Here is a 15,227-nt window from a genome sequence, read left to right as displayed (position 1 = left end):
ATGAGCGGACGAACGATTTACTCGATCAAGGAGCTTAACCGGGTTATTAAAAATAAATTGGAGGCCGACGACGCGCTGCAAAACGTATGGGTGCGCGGGGAAATCTCCAATTTTACGCATCATTCGAGCGGACACATGTACTTCACGCTGAAGGATGCGGACAGCCGCTTGAAGAGCATCATGTTCGCGTCGTATAACCAGCGTCTCGGGTTCATCCCCAAGGAAGGCACGAAGGTGCTCGCCTGCGGTAATATATCCGTATATGAACGGGACGGGGCTTATCAGTTCTACGTGACGCAGATGCAGCCCGACGGCATCGGCAGCCTGTATCTGGCCTACGAGCAGCTCAAGAAGAAGCTGGAAGCCGAAGGCTTGTTCGCACCGGAACGAAAAAAGCCGATCCCGGCTTTTCCGCGCGCGATCGGGGTCATCACGTCGCCGACCGGTGCTGCGGTGCGCGACATTATCATTACGCTGCAGCGGCGTTATCCGTCCGTGCCGGTGCTGCTCTATCCCGTGCTTGTACAAGGGAAGCAGGCGGCTCCTTCGATCGTAAGGGCGGTCGAAGAGATGAACCGATTAAACGAAGTGGACGTATTGATCGTCGGACGCGGGGGCGGCTCCTTGGAAGAACTTTGGGCGTTCAACGAAGAAATCGTCGCGCGTGCGATATACGCTTCGGTCCTGCCGGTTATTTCGGCGGTCGGGCACGAGACGGATTTCACGATAGCCGACTTCGTCGCGGATCTGCGGGCGGCTACGCCGACGGCGGCAGCCGAGCTTGCGGTGCCGCATCATCTGGAGCTGGCGCAGCGGATCGCGCATCTGAAGCAGCGGCTGTACGGCGGCTTAACCTCGCGTCTGGAAGGCGGCCGCGAACGATTGAAGCGGCTGCAGCGCTCGCCGTATTTGACGAATCCGCGCCGACAGCTCATGCTGCAGCCGGCGGAGCGACTGGACCGGATGAAAGAGCAGCTCATCTACAAAATGCGCGGCCGGGTCAATAAATCGCAGGAGCGATTGATGCGGTCGGATCGGAAAATCGCGGCTTTTAATCCGAAGGAACAGGTTGTATACTCCCGTAAGCGGCTCGATGCAGCGGACCGGCTGCTCCGGCAATCGATGCAGGCCGCGCTCAAGACGAAGCAGCGGGAGCTGGTGTCGACGCTCCGTCAGCTCGATGCGCTTAGTCCGCTGAAAGTCATGCAGCGCGGTTACAGCCTCGTTTACGACGAGAAGGAGAAGCAGCTGATCAAGTCGGTGCAGCAGGTGCAGCTGGGAGATATTATTAAGCTGCGGCTGGCCGACGGCCGGATTGATTGTCACGTATGGTCCATGGAGGAGAAACGAGATGACGAATCAGGAACAAACAACGCCTAGCTTTGAACAGGCGATGGAGCAGCTGGAACGTATTGTCGCGAAGCTTGAAAGCGGCGACGTTCCGCTCGAGCAAGCGATCGAGCTGTTTCAGGAAGGGATGAAGCTGTCTCAGCTGTGCGGCCAGAAGCTGGAACAGGTGGAACGGAAGATCGAGGTGCTGCTCGAGCAGGAAGGCGGCTTGACGCGGAAGCCTTTCAATCCGGGCGAAGCCGATAAAGGAGAAAGCCGATGAGCGCCGTAAGCAGCATTCGCGATTATATCCAAACACAGGCCCTGCGGGTCGAGCATGAATTGGAGCGCTCCATTCCGCAGGAGTGGAGCATTCCGGCCGCACTGCGCGAATCGATGATGTATTCGCTGATGGCCGGCGGCAAACGGCTTCGTCCGATTCTTGTGCTCGCCTCGGCCGAGGCGCTGGGCGGCCGGGCCGAGGACGCGATGCCGGTCGCGCTTGCGGTGGAGATGATCCACACGTATTCACTCATTCATGACGATTTGCCGGCAATGGACAACGACGATTTCCGTCGCGGCAAACCGACCAATCATAAAGTATACGGGGAAGCGATGGCCATTTTGGCCGGAGACGCGCTGCTCACGCACGCGTTCTATACGATCGTTCAAGCAGCCCGGAAGCAAGGCGTAAGCGGCGGCACGATCGCCGATATCGTCGAAGATCTGGCCAGGCTTTCCGGCGCGCCGGGCATGGTCGGCGGACAAGCGGCCGATATGCAGGGCGAACAAGGCGTAACCAAGCTCGAAGAGCTTGATTACATTCATCTGCACAAGACGAGCGATCTGATCGTATTCTCGCTGAAGGCGGGCGCCCGTATCGCGGGCGCTACGGCGGAGCAGCTGGCTGCGCTTGATCGGTTCGGCACATGCATCGGGCTTGCTTTTCAAATTCAGGACGATATTCTGGATCTTGTCGGCGACGAGCAGAAGCTCGGCAAACCGGTGCAAAGCGACGTGAAGCAGCAGAAGGTAACCTATCCGTACTTTATTGGGATCGAAGCTTCGCAAGCGAAGATCGAGCAGCTGACCCGTGAAGCGCGGGATGCGGTAACGGGGGCGGGGATTCCTTATCCGGAACGGCTTTTGCAGCTGGCCGATTATCTCATGAAGAGGGATCATTGAGTCCGGTTCGATTGAGTGGGTTAAAGCGGCTGTGCTATAATGACATCAACATAGAAACACACGACAAAATCCACTAAGGAAAGCGGGGGGAACAAGCATGCTGCTCGAACAAATTCAACAGCCAGACGACTTAAAGCGCCTCGCTTTCGAACAACTTGAGCCGTTGGCGGCTGAAATCAGACAGTTTCTTGTCGAGAAGCTTTCGGTTACCGGCGGTCACCTCGCGCCGAATCTTGGGGTTGTCGAGTTAACGTTAGCGCTGCATTACTTGTTTGACAGTCCGAGAGACAAATTTATTTTTGATGTCGGGCATCAGTCTTACGTTCATAAAATTTTAACCGGCCGGATGAATCAATTCGACACTTTGCGTAAATATAAAGGGCTTTGCGGATTTGTGAAACGGTCCGAGAGTGAACATGACGTCTGGGAAGCCGGACACAGCAGCACGTCGTTATCCGCGGCGATGGGTATGGCGGTATCGCGCGACCTGCAAGGGAAATCAAACCGCGTCATCGCTATGATCGGCGACGGCGCCTTAACGGGCGGCATGGCGCTCGAAGCGCTCAATCATATCGGACACGAGCGCCGTAAGCTGATGGTCGTGCTTAACGATAATGAAATGTCGATCGCTCCGAACGTTGGCGCGCTCAGCAACTATTTGGCGCGCATCCGCTCCGACCGTCATTATGTAAAGGCCAAGGAAGAGGTCGAGCAATTGCTCAAGAAAATTCCGGCCATCGGCGGGACGCTTGCCAAGACGGTCGAGCGGTTGAAAGACTCCTTCAAATATTTGGTCGTACCGGGGGTATGGTTCGAAGAGCTCGGATTTACGTATTTCGGTCCGGTGGACGGCCACAATCTGTCTCTGCTGATGGAAACGCTGAAGCAAGCGGATAAGGTGAACGGTCCGGTCGTCGTCCATGTCATTACGCTGAAAGGCAAGGGCTACTCGCCCGCGGAAGCCGATTCGCACAAGTGGCATGGCATCAGTCCTTACAAGATCGAATCCGGTCAGGTCTTGAAGCCGGTCGGTCCGCCGATGTATACGGAAGTGTTCGGCAGTACGCTGATCGAGCTCGCCGCGCAGGATAAGCGCGTCGTAGCCATTACCCCGGCGATGCCGGGCGGCTCCGGGCTGCTCGGGTTTGCCAAGGCCTACCCGGAACGGATGTTCGACGTAGGGATTGCCGAGCAGCACGCGGCGACCTTCTCAGCCGGTTTGGCGTCCGAAGGCTTGAAGCCGGTGTTTGCCGTATACTCCACGTTCCTGCAGCGGGCCTATGACCAGGTTGTACACGATATATGCCGCGCCAACCTGAACGTAACTTTCGCCATAGATCGCGCCGGCTTCGTCGGACCCGACGGCGAAACGCATCAAGGGGTGTATGATATTGCTTACTTGCGCAGCATCCCGAATATGGTCGTGATGATGCCGAAGGATGAGAACGAGCTCCGTCATATGATGAAGACGGCGCTCGATTATGAAGACGGCCCGATCGCATACCGGTATCCGCGCATTAACGGACTGGGCGTACCGCTCGACGAGCAGTTGACGGCGATTCCAATCGGTACATGGGAAACGCTCCGTCATGGGCAGGATGCGGCGATTTTAGCCGTCGGCCCCATGATTCCGATCGCCCTCGAAGCGGCGGAGACGTTGGCGAAGGAAGGCGTACAGGTGCGTGTCGTCAACGCGCGGTTTATCAAGCCGATGGACGAGTCGATGCTGAACCAGCTGGCCAAGGAAGATATCCCGGTCCTTACGCTCGAGGAAGGTGCCGTGATGGGCGGCTTCGGCAGCGGGGTTCTTGAGTATTATTCGCTCCATAACCATTACGGTATGAGGGTGAAGACGATAGGCGTTCCCGATTACTTCGTGGAGCACGGTTCGGTCGGACAACAGCGGGAGGAAGTCGGTTTGACCGCCGAACGTCTCGTGTCCGAATTGACGGCGCTCGTGCCCCGCAAACGACAAAGGGCGTAACGTTCAGAGTAGGAGAGGTTCATGGCATCGGATAAAACGGAAAAGGAACGGCTGGACGTTCTTCTTGTCGAACGCGGACTGTTCGAAACGCGCGAGAAGGCGAAATCCGCCATTATGGCGGGGCTCGTCTCCGTAGCGGGCGAACCGGTCGACAAGGCGGGCACGAAAGTGCCCAAAGCCGCAGCGATTGCCGTCAAGGGCGCGCTGCACCCCTACGTCAGCCGTGGGGGATTGAAGCTGGAGAAGGCGCTCCGCAAGTTCGAGATCGACGTGAGCGGTGTGACGATGCTCGATATCGGGGCGTCGACCGGCGGCTTCACGGACTGCGCCTTGCAGCATGGCGCGGCCTACGTTTACGCCGTCGACGTCGGATACAATCAATTGGATTGGTCGCTGCGTAAGGATCCGCGGGTGTGCGTGATGGAACGCACAAATTTCCGTTTCATGCAGCCCGGGGATCTTCAAGGGCCTCAGCCGACTTTCGCGTCGATCGACGTGTCGTTCATCTCGCTGAAGCTTATATTGCCGGCCCTCCACGGCTTGTTAGCCGACGATGGGACGGTTGTGGCGCTCGTAAAGCCTCAGTTTGAGGCTGGCCGGGAGAAGGTGCCGAAGACGGGCGTCGTCCGCGAGCCGGCCGTACACCGGGAAGTGCTGGAGACGGTGCTGCGCTTCGCCCAGCAGAACGGTTTCGCCCTGCGCGGGTTAACGTTCTCTCCGATCAAGGGCGGCGAAGGGAACATCGAATTTTTAGCTTATTTACAAAAATCCATACAAGGCGTCATCCCGGAGCCGGAGCTGGATGCTCTCATTCGGGCTGTCGTGCAGGAGTCGCAAAGCATGCAGGACTCATCCCAGGGTTGAAGCGGTAATTTCGCTTGGCCTGCGCGTTATTGGAGGACGGACGGCAACGTCTGTCCGACGTAACCGGGATGAGTTTTTTTGCCAATTATAGAGGAGATTGGAGCATTTTCCTCGAATAGTACTACCCGAGGTGATGCCATGCAAAGCGGAGACGGTTTCATTGTGATTCTCCTCATCGTCGTGCTCATTTTCTGGCTGTATAAGTACCTTCGGGGAAAAATGCGCGAAACGGTGGAGCAAGTGCCGCCCTTGGAGTGGTTAACGGAAGAAGCCGTTCCCGAGGATGAAGCGACACTATTACTCGGGGAATACGGATACCGGGTGTTGAGCGGCAAACGGCGCGTGCCCGTATATATTTTGGTGAACGATTCGGAGTCGCTGCAAAGCCGGTTGTTTATCGATTATATGGCGGAGCGGGACGGGGAATATTACGCCGTTAAGCTGGCCAAGGATCGTAAGCCGCTTGAGAAAACAGGCAGCGCGGTCCGCGACCGGTTGTTCGTCTACCAACTGTTGGATGCGCAAACCGCCGGCGTCCTTTACGTGCATCTGCAGGACAAGCTTATCGATTGTTACCGGTTCAGCTTAACCGAACCGGATGAAGAGGAACTTTAATGTTCACACATAGCCGATCACATACCTCAGGGAGGAACCTATGAAGGGCCAACGACATGTGAAAATTCGCGAAATTATTACGAACAACGAAATCGAAACGCAGGATGAACTGGTGGAGCAGCTGCGCAACGGCGGTTTTCACGTCACCCAGGCGACCATTTCGCGGGATATCAAAGAAATGCATCTGATCAAAGTACCGCTCGACGACGGACGATATAAATATTCGATGCCGGCGGATCAAAGATACAATCCGCTGCAGCGGCTCCGCCGCGCGCTGAACGACCACTTCGTCCATATCGATTACTCGGAGAATCTGGTCGTGCTGAAGAGCTTGCCCGGCACGGCGAATGCGATCGGCGCCCTGATCGACAGTCTGGAATGGAATGAGATTATGGGGACTATTTGCGGCGACGATACGATCTTGATCATTTGCCGGACGAAGGATCAGAGCGTCCATGTGGTCAATCAAATTCTCGGAATGCTAAGTTAATCGCAGGGGAAGAGGTGCGCTTATGCTGTTGGAATTGTCCATTCGTCATTTAGCCGTGATCGAGCATGTGGAGCTCCATTGCAAATCCGGCTTTCACGTTCTGACCGGGGAAACCGGAGCCGGCAAATCGATTATTATCGACGCCTTAAGCTTGATTGCGGGCGGCAGGAGCTCCTCCGATTTGGTGAGGTACGGGAGCGATAAAGCTTCGATCGAAGCTTTGTTCCAAGTCGGGGCCGATCATCCGGTACGGGAAGCGTTATCCCGGTTAGGCATAGAAGGCGTTTCAGAAGAGCATCTTATTATACGCAGAGAAATTTCGGCACAGGGCAAAAGCACGAGCCGGGTGAACGGTCAGCTGGTGAATTTGGCGATGCTGAAAGAGATCGGGGAATGGCTCGTTAACATTCACGGACAGCATGAGCATCAGTCGCTCTTTAAGACGGAGGAGCACATCCGCCTGCTGGATATGTTCGGTGAAGCGGAGATCGGTCCGGTCAAACGGGAATACCGCCAGGCTTATGCCGCTTACCAATCGATCCGCAAGCAGGTGCGCGAGCTTCAGGAAACGAGCCAGCAGGCCCTTCAGATGGCCGATTTATACAAATTCCAAGTGGAAGAAATCCGTTCGGCCAAGCTGAAGCCGGGCGAAGACGAGGCGCTGCAGGAAGAGAAGCGGAAGCTGTCCAACGCCGAGAAGCTGTATCAGAACGCGGCGGACGCCTACGAGCTTATATACGGCGGCAGCAAGGGGCTTGATGCGATTGGACGAGCCGTCCAGAAGCTGCAAGACATTGCGTCTTACGATACGGTCAGGCTGCAGCCGTTAGCAGAGCAAGTTCAATCGGCGTTCTATCAGCTGGAGGACGCCGCGTATCAAATTCGCGATTATCGCGACGAGATCGAATTCAACCCGGCGCGGCTCGATTTTATCGAACAAAGACTGGATACGATTTCCACACTTCGGAGAAAATATGGAGATAACGTAGCAGATATTCTGACCTATGCGGACAAAATCGAGGCGGAGCTCCACCTCATCGAACATAAGGACGAACGGCTGCAGGAGCTGCAGCGGGAGGAACGGCAGGCTGTCGAGCTGCTCGGGCGCTTAGCTTCCGACTTGACGCTGAAACGGATGGCTGTCGCGGAACGGCTGTCCGGGGAGATCGTGGTTGAGCTTCGCGAATTACATATGGAACGAACGCAATTTAAAGTGCACTTCGCGGCGGAAGGCGAGCGCAAGTTTACGCCCGAGGGTGCGGATCAAGTGGAGTTTCTTATTTCGGCAAACCCCGGAGAACCGCTCCGCTCGTTAAGCAAAATTGCCTCAGGCGGGGAAATTTCGCGCGTGATGCTGGCGCTGAAATCAATATTCGCCCGCGTTGACCGTATTCCCGTACTCGTGTTCGATGAGGTGGATACCGGGGTAAGCGGGCGCGCCGCGCAAGCGATCGCCGAACGCATGTCCAAGCTGTCGCGAAGCTGCCAGGTTTTCTCGATCACCCACCTGCCGCAGGTGGCCTGCATGGCCGACGTGCATTATCTTATCCGCAAGACGACCGATGAAGATCGGACGTACACGCGGATCGAGGATTTACACGGAAGCGACCGGGCGCATGAGCTTGCGCGGATGCTCGGCGGGGTTGAAGTAACGGACAAAACGATCGAGCATGCGCAGGAAATGTTAGCCTTAGCCAATGATAAAAAAGCAAAGATGCTCTGACGGGGTGGGAGCATTTTGGAGTTATAAAAGCGGGAGCGCGGGGTTACCTTAAAGGTACACAAACGGCGGTGCTGCCAAGTGATCTAAGTGCAAGTAAGGTCATGGATTGCAGGTGTGACGCCAGCTTTTTGAAGCCATCGTAGAGCTTGGTGCCGCTAAGCAAAGGAAGCAAGGGAGCGTGAGCGAATTGAGTTCCAACCAGAGAAAAAGATTGATTGGATTACTGCTCGTCCTCTTCGTTTGTTTGGGTAGCTTGACCACCCCATTCCGCAGCTTTGCCTCATTCCCCGAGGAACTTCGATTATTTTCCGGTCAAGAGGCTCATTTGAATTTGGTCATGCCGGTCAGCGCACAAGTAACGGTCAATCATCCCGAAATCATTAAAGTTAATGGTTCCACGGAGCATTCCTTCCGCGTTGATCTTCATCAGCCGATCTCCTTAGAGTCCTACCGGGCAGGAAAAGCGGAAATGAAACTGAAATTATTCGGTGCGATTCCGCTCAAAACCGTGAAAGTAAACGTTGTTCCGGATTTGAAAGTGATTCCCGGCGGCCAGACGATCGGCGTTAAGCTGAAATCGGCGGGTATCATGGTCGTAGGCCATCATCTCGTCTCGGTTGCCGAGGATAAAAGGTCGTCTCCCGGTGAGGAAGCGAAGGTACAGCTGGGCGATCTCATTGTCAAAATGAACGGTAAGCCGATCCAGGACGTAAGTAAAGTGGCTGAGCTTGTCAAAGCGGCCGGCGAAAGCAAGAAACCGATTGTGCTTACGATTGTGCGAAACAACGAAACCTTAGAGATCCCGATAACGCCGGCATACGATGCGGTCGATAAAGCTTATCGGCTCGGCCTCTATATTCGGGATTCGGCGGCAGGTGTGGGCACATTGACGTTCTATGCGCCGGATCAGGGCGTATACGGCGCCCTTGGACATGTAATAACCGATATGGATACACAAACGCCAATTGTAGTCGGCGGGGGCGATATCGTGCACTCCAACGTCACCTCCATCTCGAAAAGTCAGAATGGGGAACCGGGGGAGAAGCGGGCTCAGTTTTCGAAGGAAAGCAAGTCGATTGGCAACATTGAGAAAAATACGCAGTTCGGCATTTTCGGTAAAATGTTCAATGCCCCGGATCACAGTTTATATGATAAAGCAATGCCTGTCGCTTTTGCCGAAGAAGTGCGCGAAGGGCCAGCGCAAATTTATACGGTAGTGAACGGTCAGAAAGTCGAGAAATTCGATATCGAAGTCGTCCACGTCGCGAAACAGGAGTTCCCGGCAACGAAAGGGATGGTCATCAAGATTACCGACCCCCGGTTGTTGGATAAGACAGGCGGCATCGTGCAGGGCATGAGCGGCAGCCCGATCATTCAGAGCGGTAAAGTCGTCGGCGCCGTCACCCATGTCTTCGTGAACGATCCAACGAGCGGATACGGTTGTTTTATCGAATGGATGCTGCAGGATGCAGGCATCATGCTAAGAGCGCCCGGTACGATAACGGAATCGGAGTCGAAGCCCGAACAACAACTGAAGGCCAGTTAACGGTCTTCAGTTTTTTTGTCTTGATGTTGATTGAAACAAATTTCGCGTGCAACCCGTCTAACCTAGAGAAAATAGAGGGGATTCCCTCTGCTTTTGTCGATAATTGTATTTTAATGAATTAAATTTTTAATTATAATAGATATCGAAAAAAAAATCCAGAAAAATAATATTCGACAGAAGGAATTTTAGGCTATCTGTCGAAATAATATACTTAGGTAAATAATGCTAAAGTTAATTGCCGCAAATGAAGGAGGAGTATAACGTTGCAAACTATTGAAGTTCTTTTAGCAGATGATAACCGTGAATTTACGAACTTATTATCCGAATTTATTGACGAGCAAGAGGATATGCGCGTTTCCGGCGTTGCCTATAACGGGAATGATGTACTTCGTTTAATTGAGCAAAGCGGTCAGGTGCCCGATGTATTAATTCTGGATATTATTATGCCGCACCTGGACGGTTTGGGCGTTCTTGAGAAACTTCGCGAAATGGATTTGAACCCGCAGCCCAAGATCATCATGCTCACCGCATTCGGTCAAGAGAATATAACGCAGAAAGCGGTTCAATTGGGCGCTTCCTATTATATTTTGAAACCGTTCGATATGGAAATTCTTACGAATCGCATACGCCAGCTGGTGAATAGTTCACAGTCGATGCCGATGATGTCGTCGCCATCGCCGATGAAAGCGAATATCGTCCAACTGCCAAAGGGCAAGAATCTGGACGCCAACATTACAACGATCATCCATGAGATCGGCGTTCCGGCGCATATTAAAGGCTATCAATATTTGCGTGAAGCGATTACGATGGTTTACAACAATATCGAGATTCTGGGCGCCATTACGAAAACGCTCTATCCGGCTATCGCCGAAAAATACAAAACGACGCCGAGCCGCGTCGAACGTGCCATCCGCCACGCGATTGAAGTCGCCTGGACGCGCGGCAACATCGACAGCATCAGCCACCTGTTCGGTTATACGATCAATATAAGTAAGTCCAAGCCGACAAACAGCGAATTCATCGCTATGGTGGCGGATAAGCTTCGGATCGAGCATAAGGTGTCGTGAAAGGATAATTAGTGGCGCAATGATGCGGGTTTCGGAGGATGGAAACTGTGTGCAGTCTGTTTATGAAAGCCGATAAACCGCTTTGGAACCGATAAACTTACCTCATCTACCCGATAAATCGAATTTGATTTATTGGGTTTTGTATTTTGTATAAAAAGAGAACCCCTCCATAAATGGAGGGGCAGCTTCAATTACGAGGATGTGCTCGGGTTATCGGAATCCGCATTTCGTGCTTGTGCTAATTGTAAGTGGGCTTGATCAAGCTGTTCTTGGGCAGCCTGAATGTCATGTCGTCGATCCGTGTTATTATCCTGGGCTTGATTCAATTCACTTAGTGCATGTTTCACGGCATTATGGGCTTGGATCTCGGCATCCTGATTTTGTTGGCCGGATTGTTGGTCAGCCATCGAATACACCTCCTAAATGAGTTTTGTGCTTTACAGCAAAGTTAATATGGTCTAATTATTGCTTAATCATTCAAGCCCCGTGATTATTGCTATATTACGATCTTTGAAGCTATTTTCGCAGGCTTGAAAGCCCTCATAAAAAATTTTAAATTTTGAGCGGATAAAGGCTGCATAATTTTCCTCAACCGTATTATAATAAATTGTCATGATAATGCAGGGGGGAAATCGATTGGAAACGCCGACGTTGGCAGAACAGAAACAGGAATTACGGATCTGGAAGTGCGAAGATACGAATTGCAATGCATGGGTACGTGAAGAATTTGTACACGAAGAATCGCCTGGCTGTCCTTTATGTAAAAGTCCGATGGTACAAAGTTATAAGCTTGTACCGCTTGCCGTTAAGAAAGTAAATAAAACCTTTTTTATGGGCAAAAGAAGATTATAACCGGAAGCCCGCCCTAACGGTGAGCTTTGATGCTACGATTACCTCCGAAATTGACTCGGGGGTTTTAGGCATATGACCTCAAAAAAATGAGTAAGGCAAAAAGCGTCGTTGAATCATTATTTCCAATTAGAAGATACAATATTCGTTCGAAGCGGTATCTAGGTGATGCCGTTTTTTTTGTTGCAGTCAAGCGGGTATCCAATAGAAGATCGTATTAAAAGACTGAAGGGAATAGTCGATGGGGAAGGGAAGGAGGGAAATATAACTATCTATTACATTTGGAGGGTGATGGAAATTCTCTCTGGTTTTATTTGTTAATACCAGAGAGCATCCCTTTGTAATCCCTGTAGTCTTATCACCCATAGGGTTCCTTAATGATTCCCCGTACGCTCATTTATATCGATTTATACCGGATATTTACATGCAAGCTTTTGGATTTGCCGATATCCGGTTTTAGATTTAAACTCATCGCAGGCAAATAGGGACTTGTTCTTGCTTTGAATTGAAACCCGAAACGCTGCCAAAATTTTGCCTCGTCCTTGCTCTCCGCTCGAAGAACAATTCTCGAGAACGATTGAATTTCGGTCATTTTCTCCAAAAACTTATATATGATCTGTGTGGCCAGACCTTGTCCCTGAGGAAGTACGAACAGCTTGTGAATATCGATGGTCGGTTCCTCGATTTCAAATCCGCTGTACAAGTATTCCTTCTTAACCGGATCATATAAGCTGAAAATAAACGTAAACAAGTCACTTTCACTATGCGGCGCTTGATAGCAAATCTTCCAACTATCCTCATGCTTAAGGATCGATACGGAAACTTCCGCTCCCATAATTAAAGAGAAATCTGCAGCTAATTTATGATATAATTGGTCATTTATGGTTTTCAGAGCATTAGTGACTTTCGGCTGCCAAATATACCAATGTTCCATTGCGGTTCATCCTCCGTCCTTGATCTATTTTATTTTATGCTCACATGTATAATCTTATGGCATGGTTTACCATTGACGAAAAAGTTGGTCTACGGTTACGGGTGAAAATGTGATTTTGCACGTTCGAGGGCGTGATTATTTTGTCTGTACTCCCATACTTTCGCTTCACTTGAGTGATTTATTTTTATTCGGTTCTGTAAATCATAAGGGCGAATCCACGAAAGGAGTGATAAGACGTGAACAAAGTCAGCTTATCTTTAACTGCGGTTGTGGTTTCCGTATCTTTATTGGCGGGTTGCAGTGCGAATGGCACGAATAATGTAAGGTCGCAATCGACGAATTACCGCCATCATAACATGGTTAACCAAAATAGAGGGCTTGTTCGACCTCTAGATGCAGCAACTACGCCAGGAAATACAACCACTACGCCATCAGATACGGCACAACACAAGTTTAGCGATGTTCCGAGTGGAGAATGGTACGCAGAAAGCGTTCAATGGAGCTCTAATTTGGGAATCATCGACGGGTATCCGGATGGAACTTTTCAACCTGACAAATCAATGACAAGAGCGGAAGTCATCAAAGTTATTAAGTCTTTAGCAGATAAGGGCTATATCGTTATTCCATCTGGGACAACGCCAGGCGGAACGACGACGACGCCAGGCGAAACGACGACAACGCCATAAATATTTACGAAAGACATGGAGGAATAGACTCTCCATGTCTTTTTCGTGTACGCCGAGCAAGGGATCTTAAGAGAGACGTCCCTGAACAACGGCTGACGCTGACGCTGTATATCGGGTGGTCAAGAAGGGCTTGATGACATGCTTGATTTAATGGGACCGGTGACCAGCTCGCTTAGTGGCCCGGCTCTTGGGAAATGTCTCGGCGTACAAATAAGCCCTCCCTGCTTCTTTCTATTAAAGAAGCGAGAGGGATGAAAAGTATGCTTTCTCGATATCTGGAGCGTAGACTTTCGTTAACGAATTACGGGCGAATTTCGCATTTATTTTTGATAAAGCGAATTTGATTTTCCAGCCTGTTGATCGTATCGGTTGTCTCTTGATCCGGGTTACCGGAAGTTTGCTGAAGCGATTCAAGTTCCTGCTGAAGCTCGTGAAGATCTTGACCGGCATTGGCACAATTGTAGGAGCTCTCAAGCTGATTCAACATACAGATAGCAACCTCCATCCTCGAACATCGTAAGTGACGACTTTAGTATGGAACAGCGCGAGGCCGGCTATGCCTGCGAAGCGCAGGCAATTACAGGATCGGATGACTCTTCTGCTGAAGCGATTGCTCTTGTCTTCCTTCTTCCCGGTAGATGGTTTCGGCCCAGTCCAACCAGCCTTCGGGCAAACGGTTCTTGATCATTGCTTGCATATCTGGGTTGTCTATGTTGGAAGAAGCTAAGTCATAAATCAACTTCTCATAAGTTTGTAACATCGCATCGAAATCCATGCCGACATCTTCCATCAACAGTTCCTTGATTGCGCGATCATTATCGTTGAAGTCGCGGTAGATCAAGCCATCATAAATTTCCGTAATCAGACCGTTCTGAACACGAACAATTTTTTGGCATATCTTTTGCATTGAATCTACTCCTTGAGCTGGAATAAATTTCATTATACCATACGGAATTGCTCGGAAGGTGTACAATTTTGTAAGTATTTTCTTTTTTTATCCATTCATTCAGAGGGTATACGGGCCTTTTAACCTGGGCAATGTAACAAAAGTGGTGTTTATGACAATTGGCGTCGAACGGACTCGGCGCAAGTATGCGAGGCAGGGAGGCTGACGAGCACAATGGAGCAAGCCCATTCAGACCCAAAAGTGGATTCGTATAAAATCGGAGTAGGCCGCATACAGGAACTGATGCCGACGATGGTCGAGGCATACCATAATTTCACCGGGATCTGTTTCGATCCGGGCGCGCTTGAAGCGAAGCATAAACAATTGATAGCACTGGGCATCAGCCTGTTCGCGAACAACGAAGTATGCACGTATTATCATGTGCAGGAAGCGATTGCCTCGGGAGCTTCACAGCAAGAAGTTATGGAGGCGATGGCGGTCGCTTCGGCGGTGGGCAGCGGTCATACGCTATCGCAGGGCGCGACAAGGGTACAGCAGGCGCTGGAGACGTTAACGGCGGGTACGCAATAAATTTGCTCCGGCGAGAAGGCGTGAGCTGTTCAAGCCATTCGCCGGCTGTTGTCCGGCAGGCCAGGAGCTGAAGGTAAATAAATAAAGCTCTCCCAAGAACGGAGAGCTTCATCCGGTGTAGATAGGCGCCCGCCTATCTCTTTTTGCGTTTTTGCCGGAAACGGGGGGCGACATAATTGCGTTTACGATCGCGGAAAAAAATCCAACCGCCGATAAAAGCGACGCCCAGACCGAATAAAATAAACCCGAGGGCCAATTTCCACCACAGGATACCCGCATCGCCGTCATTGACGTCGAATTGAGCGAACCAAGCGTCTTTCATGGCCAAAAATCCGTACGTTGCCATGAACCCGGGAATGACAAGCAAGAGAATGGCAATAAATCGTTGAAATACGGCGTTCATTTGCAGCTCCTTCAATCGGTAATACGCGTTTACCCTTACGTTATCACATTTCGTGCAACAATTCATGTCAATTCA

Annotated in this window: 18 protein-coding genes; 13 read left to right on the top strand and 5 right to left on the bottom strand. The window is 51.4% G+C overall.

Annotated features, from left to right (window positions below; genetic code table 11):
- The 10 genes from xseA to spo0A all read left to right on the top strand — a co-directional run bounded on the left by xseA (position 1) and on the right by spo0A (position 10,803).
- Positions 1–1,380 (top strand): exodeoxyribonuclease VII large subunit, encoded by a 1,380-nt coding sequence (gene xseA, locus FKP33_RS04055; protein WP_141333985.1) that lies wholly within the window; start codon positions 1–3, stop codon positions 1,378–1,380.
- Positions 1,352–1,612, top strand: coding sequence for an exodeoxyribonuclease VII small subunit (gene xseB / locus FKP33_RS04050; RefSeq protein WP_054795195.1), 261 nt, complete (start codon positions 1,352–1,354; stop codon positions 1,610–1,612). Before xseA ends, xseB begins: the two co-directional genes overlap by 29 nt.
- Positions 1,609–2,514 carry a polyprenyl synthetase family protein gene (locus tag FKP33_RS04045; protein ID WP_141333984.1) on the top strand — a complete coding sequence of 302 codons (906 nt, stop codon included), beginning with the start codon at positions 1,609–1,611 and terminating at the stop codon, positions 2,512–2,514. Before xseB ends, FKP33_RS04045 begins: the two co-directional genes overlap by 4 nt.
- Positions 2,515–2,611: 97 nt before the next feature.
- A complete protein-coding gene (gene dxs / locus FKP33_RS04040; RefSeq protein ID WP_141333983.1) occupies positions 2,612–4,498 on the top strand; it encodes a 1-deoxy-D-xylulose-5-phosphate synthase in 1,887 nt (628 codons plus the stop codon).
- Positions 4,499–4,519: 21 nt separating this feature from the next.
- On the top strand, positions 4,520–5,362 hold the full coding sequence (locus tag FKP33_RS04035) for a TlyA family RNA methyltransferase (protein WP_141333982.1): 843 nt from the start codon (positions 4,520–4,522) through the stop codon (positions 5,360–5,362).
- Between the two features lie 138 nt (positions 5,363–5,500).
- A complete protein-coding gene (locus tag FKP33_RS04030; RefSeq protein WP_054795193.1) occupies positions 5,501–5,977 on the top strand; it encodes a hypothetical protein in 477 nt (158 codons plus the stop codon).
- Between the two features lie 40 nt (positions 5,978–6,017).
- Entirely contained in the window at positions 6,018–6,467 is a 450-nt protein-coding gene (gene ahrC / locus FKP33_RS04025; RefSeq protein WP_054795192.1) for a transcriptional regulator AhrC/ArgR, read from the top strand.
- Positions 6,468–6,489: 22 nt separating this feature from the next.
- The gene (gene recN / locus FKP33_RS04020) at positions 6,490–8,190 is read left to right on the top strand and encodes a DNA repair protein RecN (RefSeq protein WP_127605489.1); all 1,701 of its coding nucleotides are present in this window, start codon (positions 6,490–6,492) and stop codon (positions 8,188–8,190) included.
- 187 nt (positions 8,191–8,377) lie between these two features.
- A complete protein-coding gene (gene spoIVB / locus FKP33_RS04015; protein WP_155614863.1) occupies positions 8,378–9,736 on the top strand; it encodes a SpoIVB peptidase in 1,359 nt (452 codons plus the stop codon).
- 263 nt (positions 9,737–9,999) lie between these two features.
- Positions 10,000–10,803 carry a sporulation transcription factor Spo0A gene (spo0A, locus tag FKP33_RS04010; protein ID WP_141333981.1) on the top strand — a complete coding sequence of 268 codons (804 nt, stop codon included), beginning with the start codon at positions 10,000–10,002 and terminating at the stop codon, positions 10,801–10,803.
- Between the two features lie 191 nt (positions 10,804–10,994).
- Here spo0A and FKP33_RS04005 read toward each other — a convergent pair whose 3' ends face one another.
- On the bottom strand, positions 10,995–11,210 hold the full coding sequence (locus FKP33_RS04005) for a hypothetical protein (protein ID WP_054795189.1): 216 nt from the start codon (positions 11,208–11,210) through the stop codon (positions 10,995–10,997).
- Positions 11,211–11,439: 229 nt separating this feature from the next.
- Here FKP33_RS04005 and FKP33_RS04000 point away from each other — a divergent pair, with 229 nt between their 5' ends.
- Positions 11,440–11,655: a cold-inducible protein YdjO-related protein gene (locus FKP33_RS04000; RefSeq protein ID WP_230876144.1), complete on the top strand. Its 216-nt coding sequence runs from the start codon at positions 11,440–11,442 to the stop codon at positions 11,653–11,655.
- 394 nt (positions 11,656–12,049) lie between these two features.
- Here FKP33_RS04000 and FKP33_RS03995 read toward each other — a convergent pair whose 3' ends face one another.
- Positions 12,050–12,586, bottom strand: coding sequence for a GNAT family N-acetyltransferase (locus tag FKP33_RS03995; RefSeq protein ID WP_141333980.1), 537 nt, complete (start codon positions 12,584–12,586; stop codon positions 12,050–12,052).
- Positions 12,587–12,822: 236 nt separating this feature from the next.
- Between FKP33_RS03995 and FKP33_RS03990 the strand changes: the two genes are divergently transcribed.
- Positions 12,823–13,272 carry an S-layer homology domain-containing protein gene (locus FKP33_RS03990; RefSeq protein ID WP_141333979.1) on the top strand — a complete coding sequence of 150 codons (450 nt, stop codon included), beginning with the start codon at positions 12,823–12,825 and terminating at the stop codon, positions 13,270–13,272.
- A gap of 301 nt (positions 13,273–13,573) precedes the next feature.
- On the opposite strand, the gene FKP33_RS03985 is transcribed toward FKP33_RS03990, so the two are convergent.
- Together FKP33_RS03985 and FKP33_RS03980 are read right to left on the bottom strand one after the other, a co-directional pair.
- A complete protein-coding gene (locus FKP33_RS03985; protein WP_054799655.1) occupies positions 13,574–13,759 on the bottom strand; it encodes a hypothetical protein in 186 nt (61 codons plus the stop codon).
- A gap of 90 nt (positions 13,760–13,849) precedes the next feature.
- Positions 13,850–14,179 (bottom strand): hypothetical protein, encoded by a 330-nt coding sequence (locus tag FKP33_RS03980; protein ID WP_127605469.1) that lies wholly within the window; start codon positions 14,177–14,179, stop codon positions 13,850–13,852.
- A 213-nt stretch (positions 14,180–14,392) separates the two neighbouring features.
- Between FKP33_RS03980 and FKP33_RS03975 the strand changes: the two genes are divergently transcribed.
- Positions 14,393–14,749 (top strand): carboxymuconolactone decarboxylase family protein, encoded by a 357-nt coding sequence (locus FKP33_RS03975; protein ID WP_054795183.1) that lies wholly within the window; start codon positions 14,393–14,395, stop codon positions 14,747–14,749.
- 133 nt (positions 14,750–14,882) lie between these two features.
- On the opposite strand, the gene FKP33_RS03970 is transcribed toward FKP33_RS03975, so the two are convergent.
- Complete coding sequence (locus FKP33_RS03970; protein WP_127605467.1) at positions 14,883–15,152, bottom strand: DUF2627 domain-containing protein; 270 nt, start codon at positions 15,150–15,152, stop codon at positions 14,883–14,885.
- Positions 15,153–15,227: the final 75 nt, after the last annotated feature.

The sequence above is a fragment of the Paenibacillus sp. tmac-D7 genome, assembly GCF_006519665.1.
In the GTDB taxonomy this organism is placed as follows: Bacteria; Bacillota; Bacilli; order Paenibacillales; family NBRC-103111; genus Paenibacillus_G; species Paenibacillus_G validus.
Note: the sequence above shows the minus strand (reverse complement) of the source record. Positions and strands in the feature narration are given on the sequence as shown.

What these genes read in the sequence shown, in the direction of transcription:
- FKP33_RS03985 (WP_054799655.1), bottom strand. Translation starts at nt 13,759, where the DNA reads ATGTTGAATCAGCTTGAGAGCTCCTACAATTGTGCCAATGCCGGTCAA.
- FKP33_RS03980 (WP_127605469.1), bottom strand. Translation starts at nt 14,179, where the DNA reads ATGCAAAAGATATGCCAAAAAATTGTTCGTGTTCAGAACGGTCTGATT.
- recN (WP_127605489.1), top strand. Translation starts at nt 6,490, where the DNA reads ATGCTGTTGGAATTGTCCATTCGTCATTTAGCCGTGATCGAGCATGTG.
- ahrC (WP_054795192.1), top strand. Translation starts at nt 6,018, where the DNA reads ATGAAGGGCCAACGACATGTGAAAATTCGCGAAATTATTACGAACAAC.
- dxs (WP_141333983.1), top strand. Translation starts at nt 2,612, where the DNA reads ATGCTGCTCGAACAAATTCAACAGCCAGACGACTTAAAGCGCCTCGCT.
- FKP33_RS04035 (WP_141333982.1), top strand. Translation starts at nt 4,520, where the DNA reads ATGGCATCGGATAAAACGGAAAAGGAACGGCTGGACGTTCTTCTTGTC.
- FKP33_RS04030 (WP_054795193.1), top strand. Translation starts at nt 5,501, where the DNA reads ATGCAAAGCGGAGACGGTTTCATTGTGATTCTCCTCATCGTCGTGCTC.
- FKP33_RS03995 (WP_141333980.1), bottom strand. Translation starts at nt 12,586, where the DNA reads ATGGAACATTGGTATATTTGGCAGCCGAAAGTCACTAATGCTCTGAAA.
- FKP33_RS04045 (WP_141333984.1), top strand. Translation starts at nt 1,609, where the DNA reads ATGAGCGCCGTAAGCAGCATTCGCGATTATATCCAAACACAGGCCCTG.
- FKP33_RS03970 (WP_127605467.1), bottom strand. Translation starts at nt 15,152, where the DNA reads ATGAACGCCGTATTTCAACGATTTATTGCCATTCTCTTGCTTGTCATT.
- xseB (WP_054795195.1), top strand. Translation starts at nt 1,352, where the DNA reads ATGACGAATCAGGAACAAACAACGCCTAGCTTTGAACAGGCGATGGAG.
- FKP33_RS03975 (WP_054795183.1), top strand. Translation starts at nt 14,393, where the DNA reads ATGGAGCAAGCCCATTCAGACCCAAAAGTGGATTCGTATAAAATCGGA.
- FKP33_RS04005 (WP_054795189.1), bottom strand. Translation starts at nt 11,210, where the DNA reads ATGGCTGACCAACAATCCGGCCAACAAAATCAGGATGCCGAGATCCAA.
- xseA (WP_141333985.1), top strand. Translation starts at nt 1, where the DNA reads ATGAGCGGACGAACGATTTACTCGATCAAGGAGCTTAACCGGGTTATT.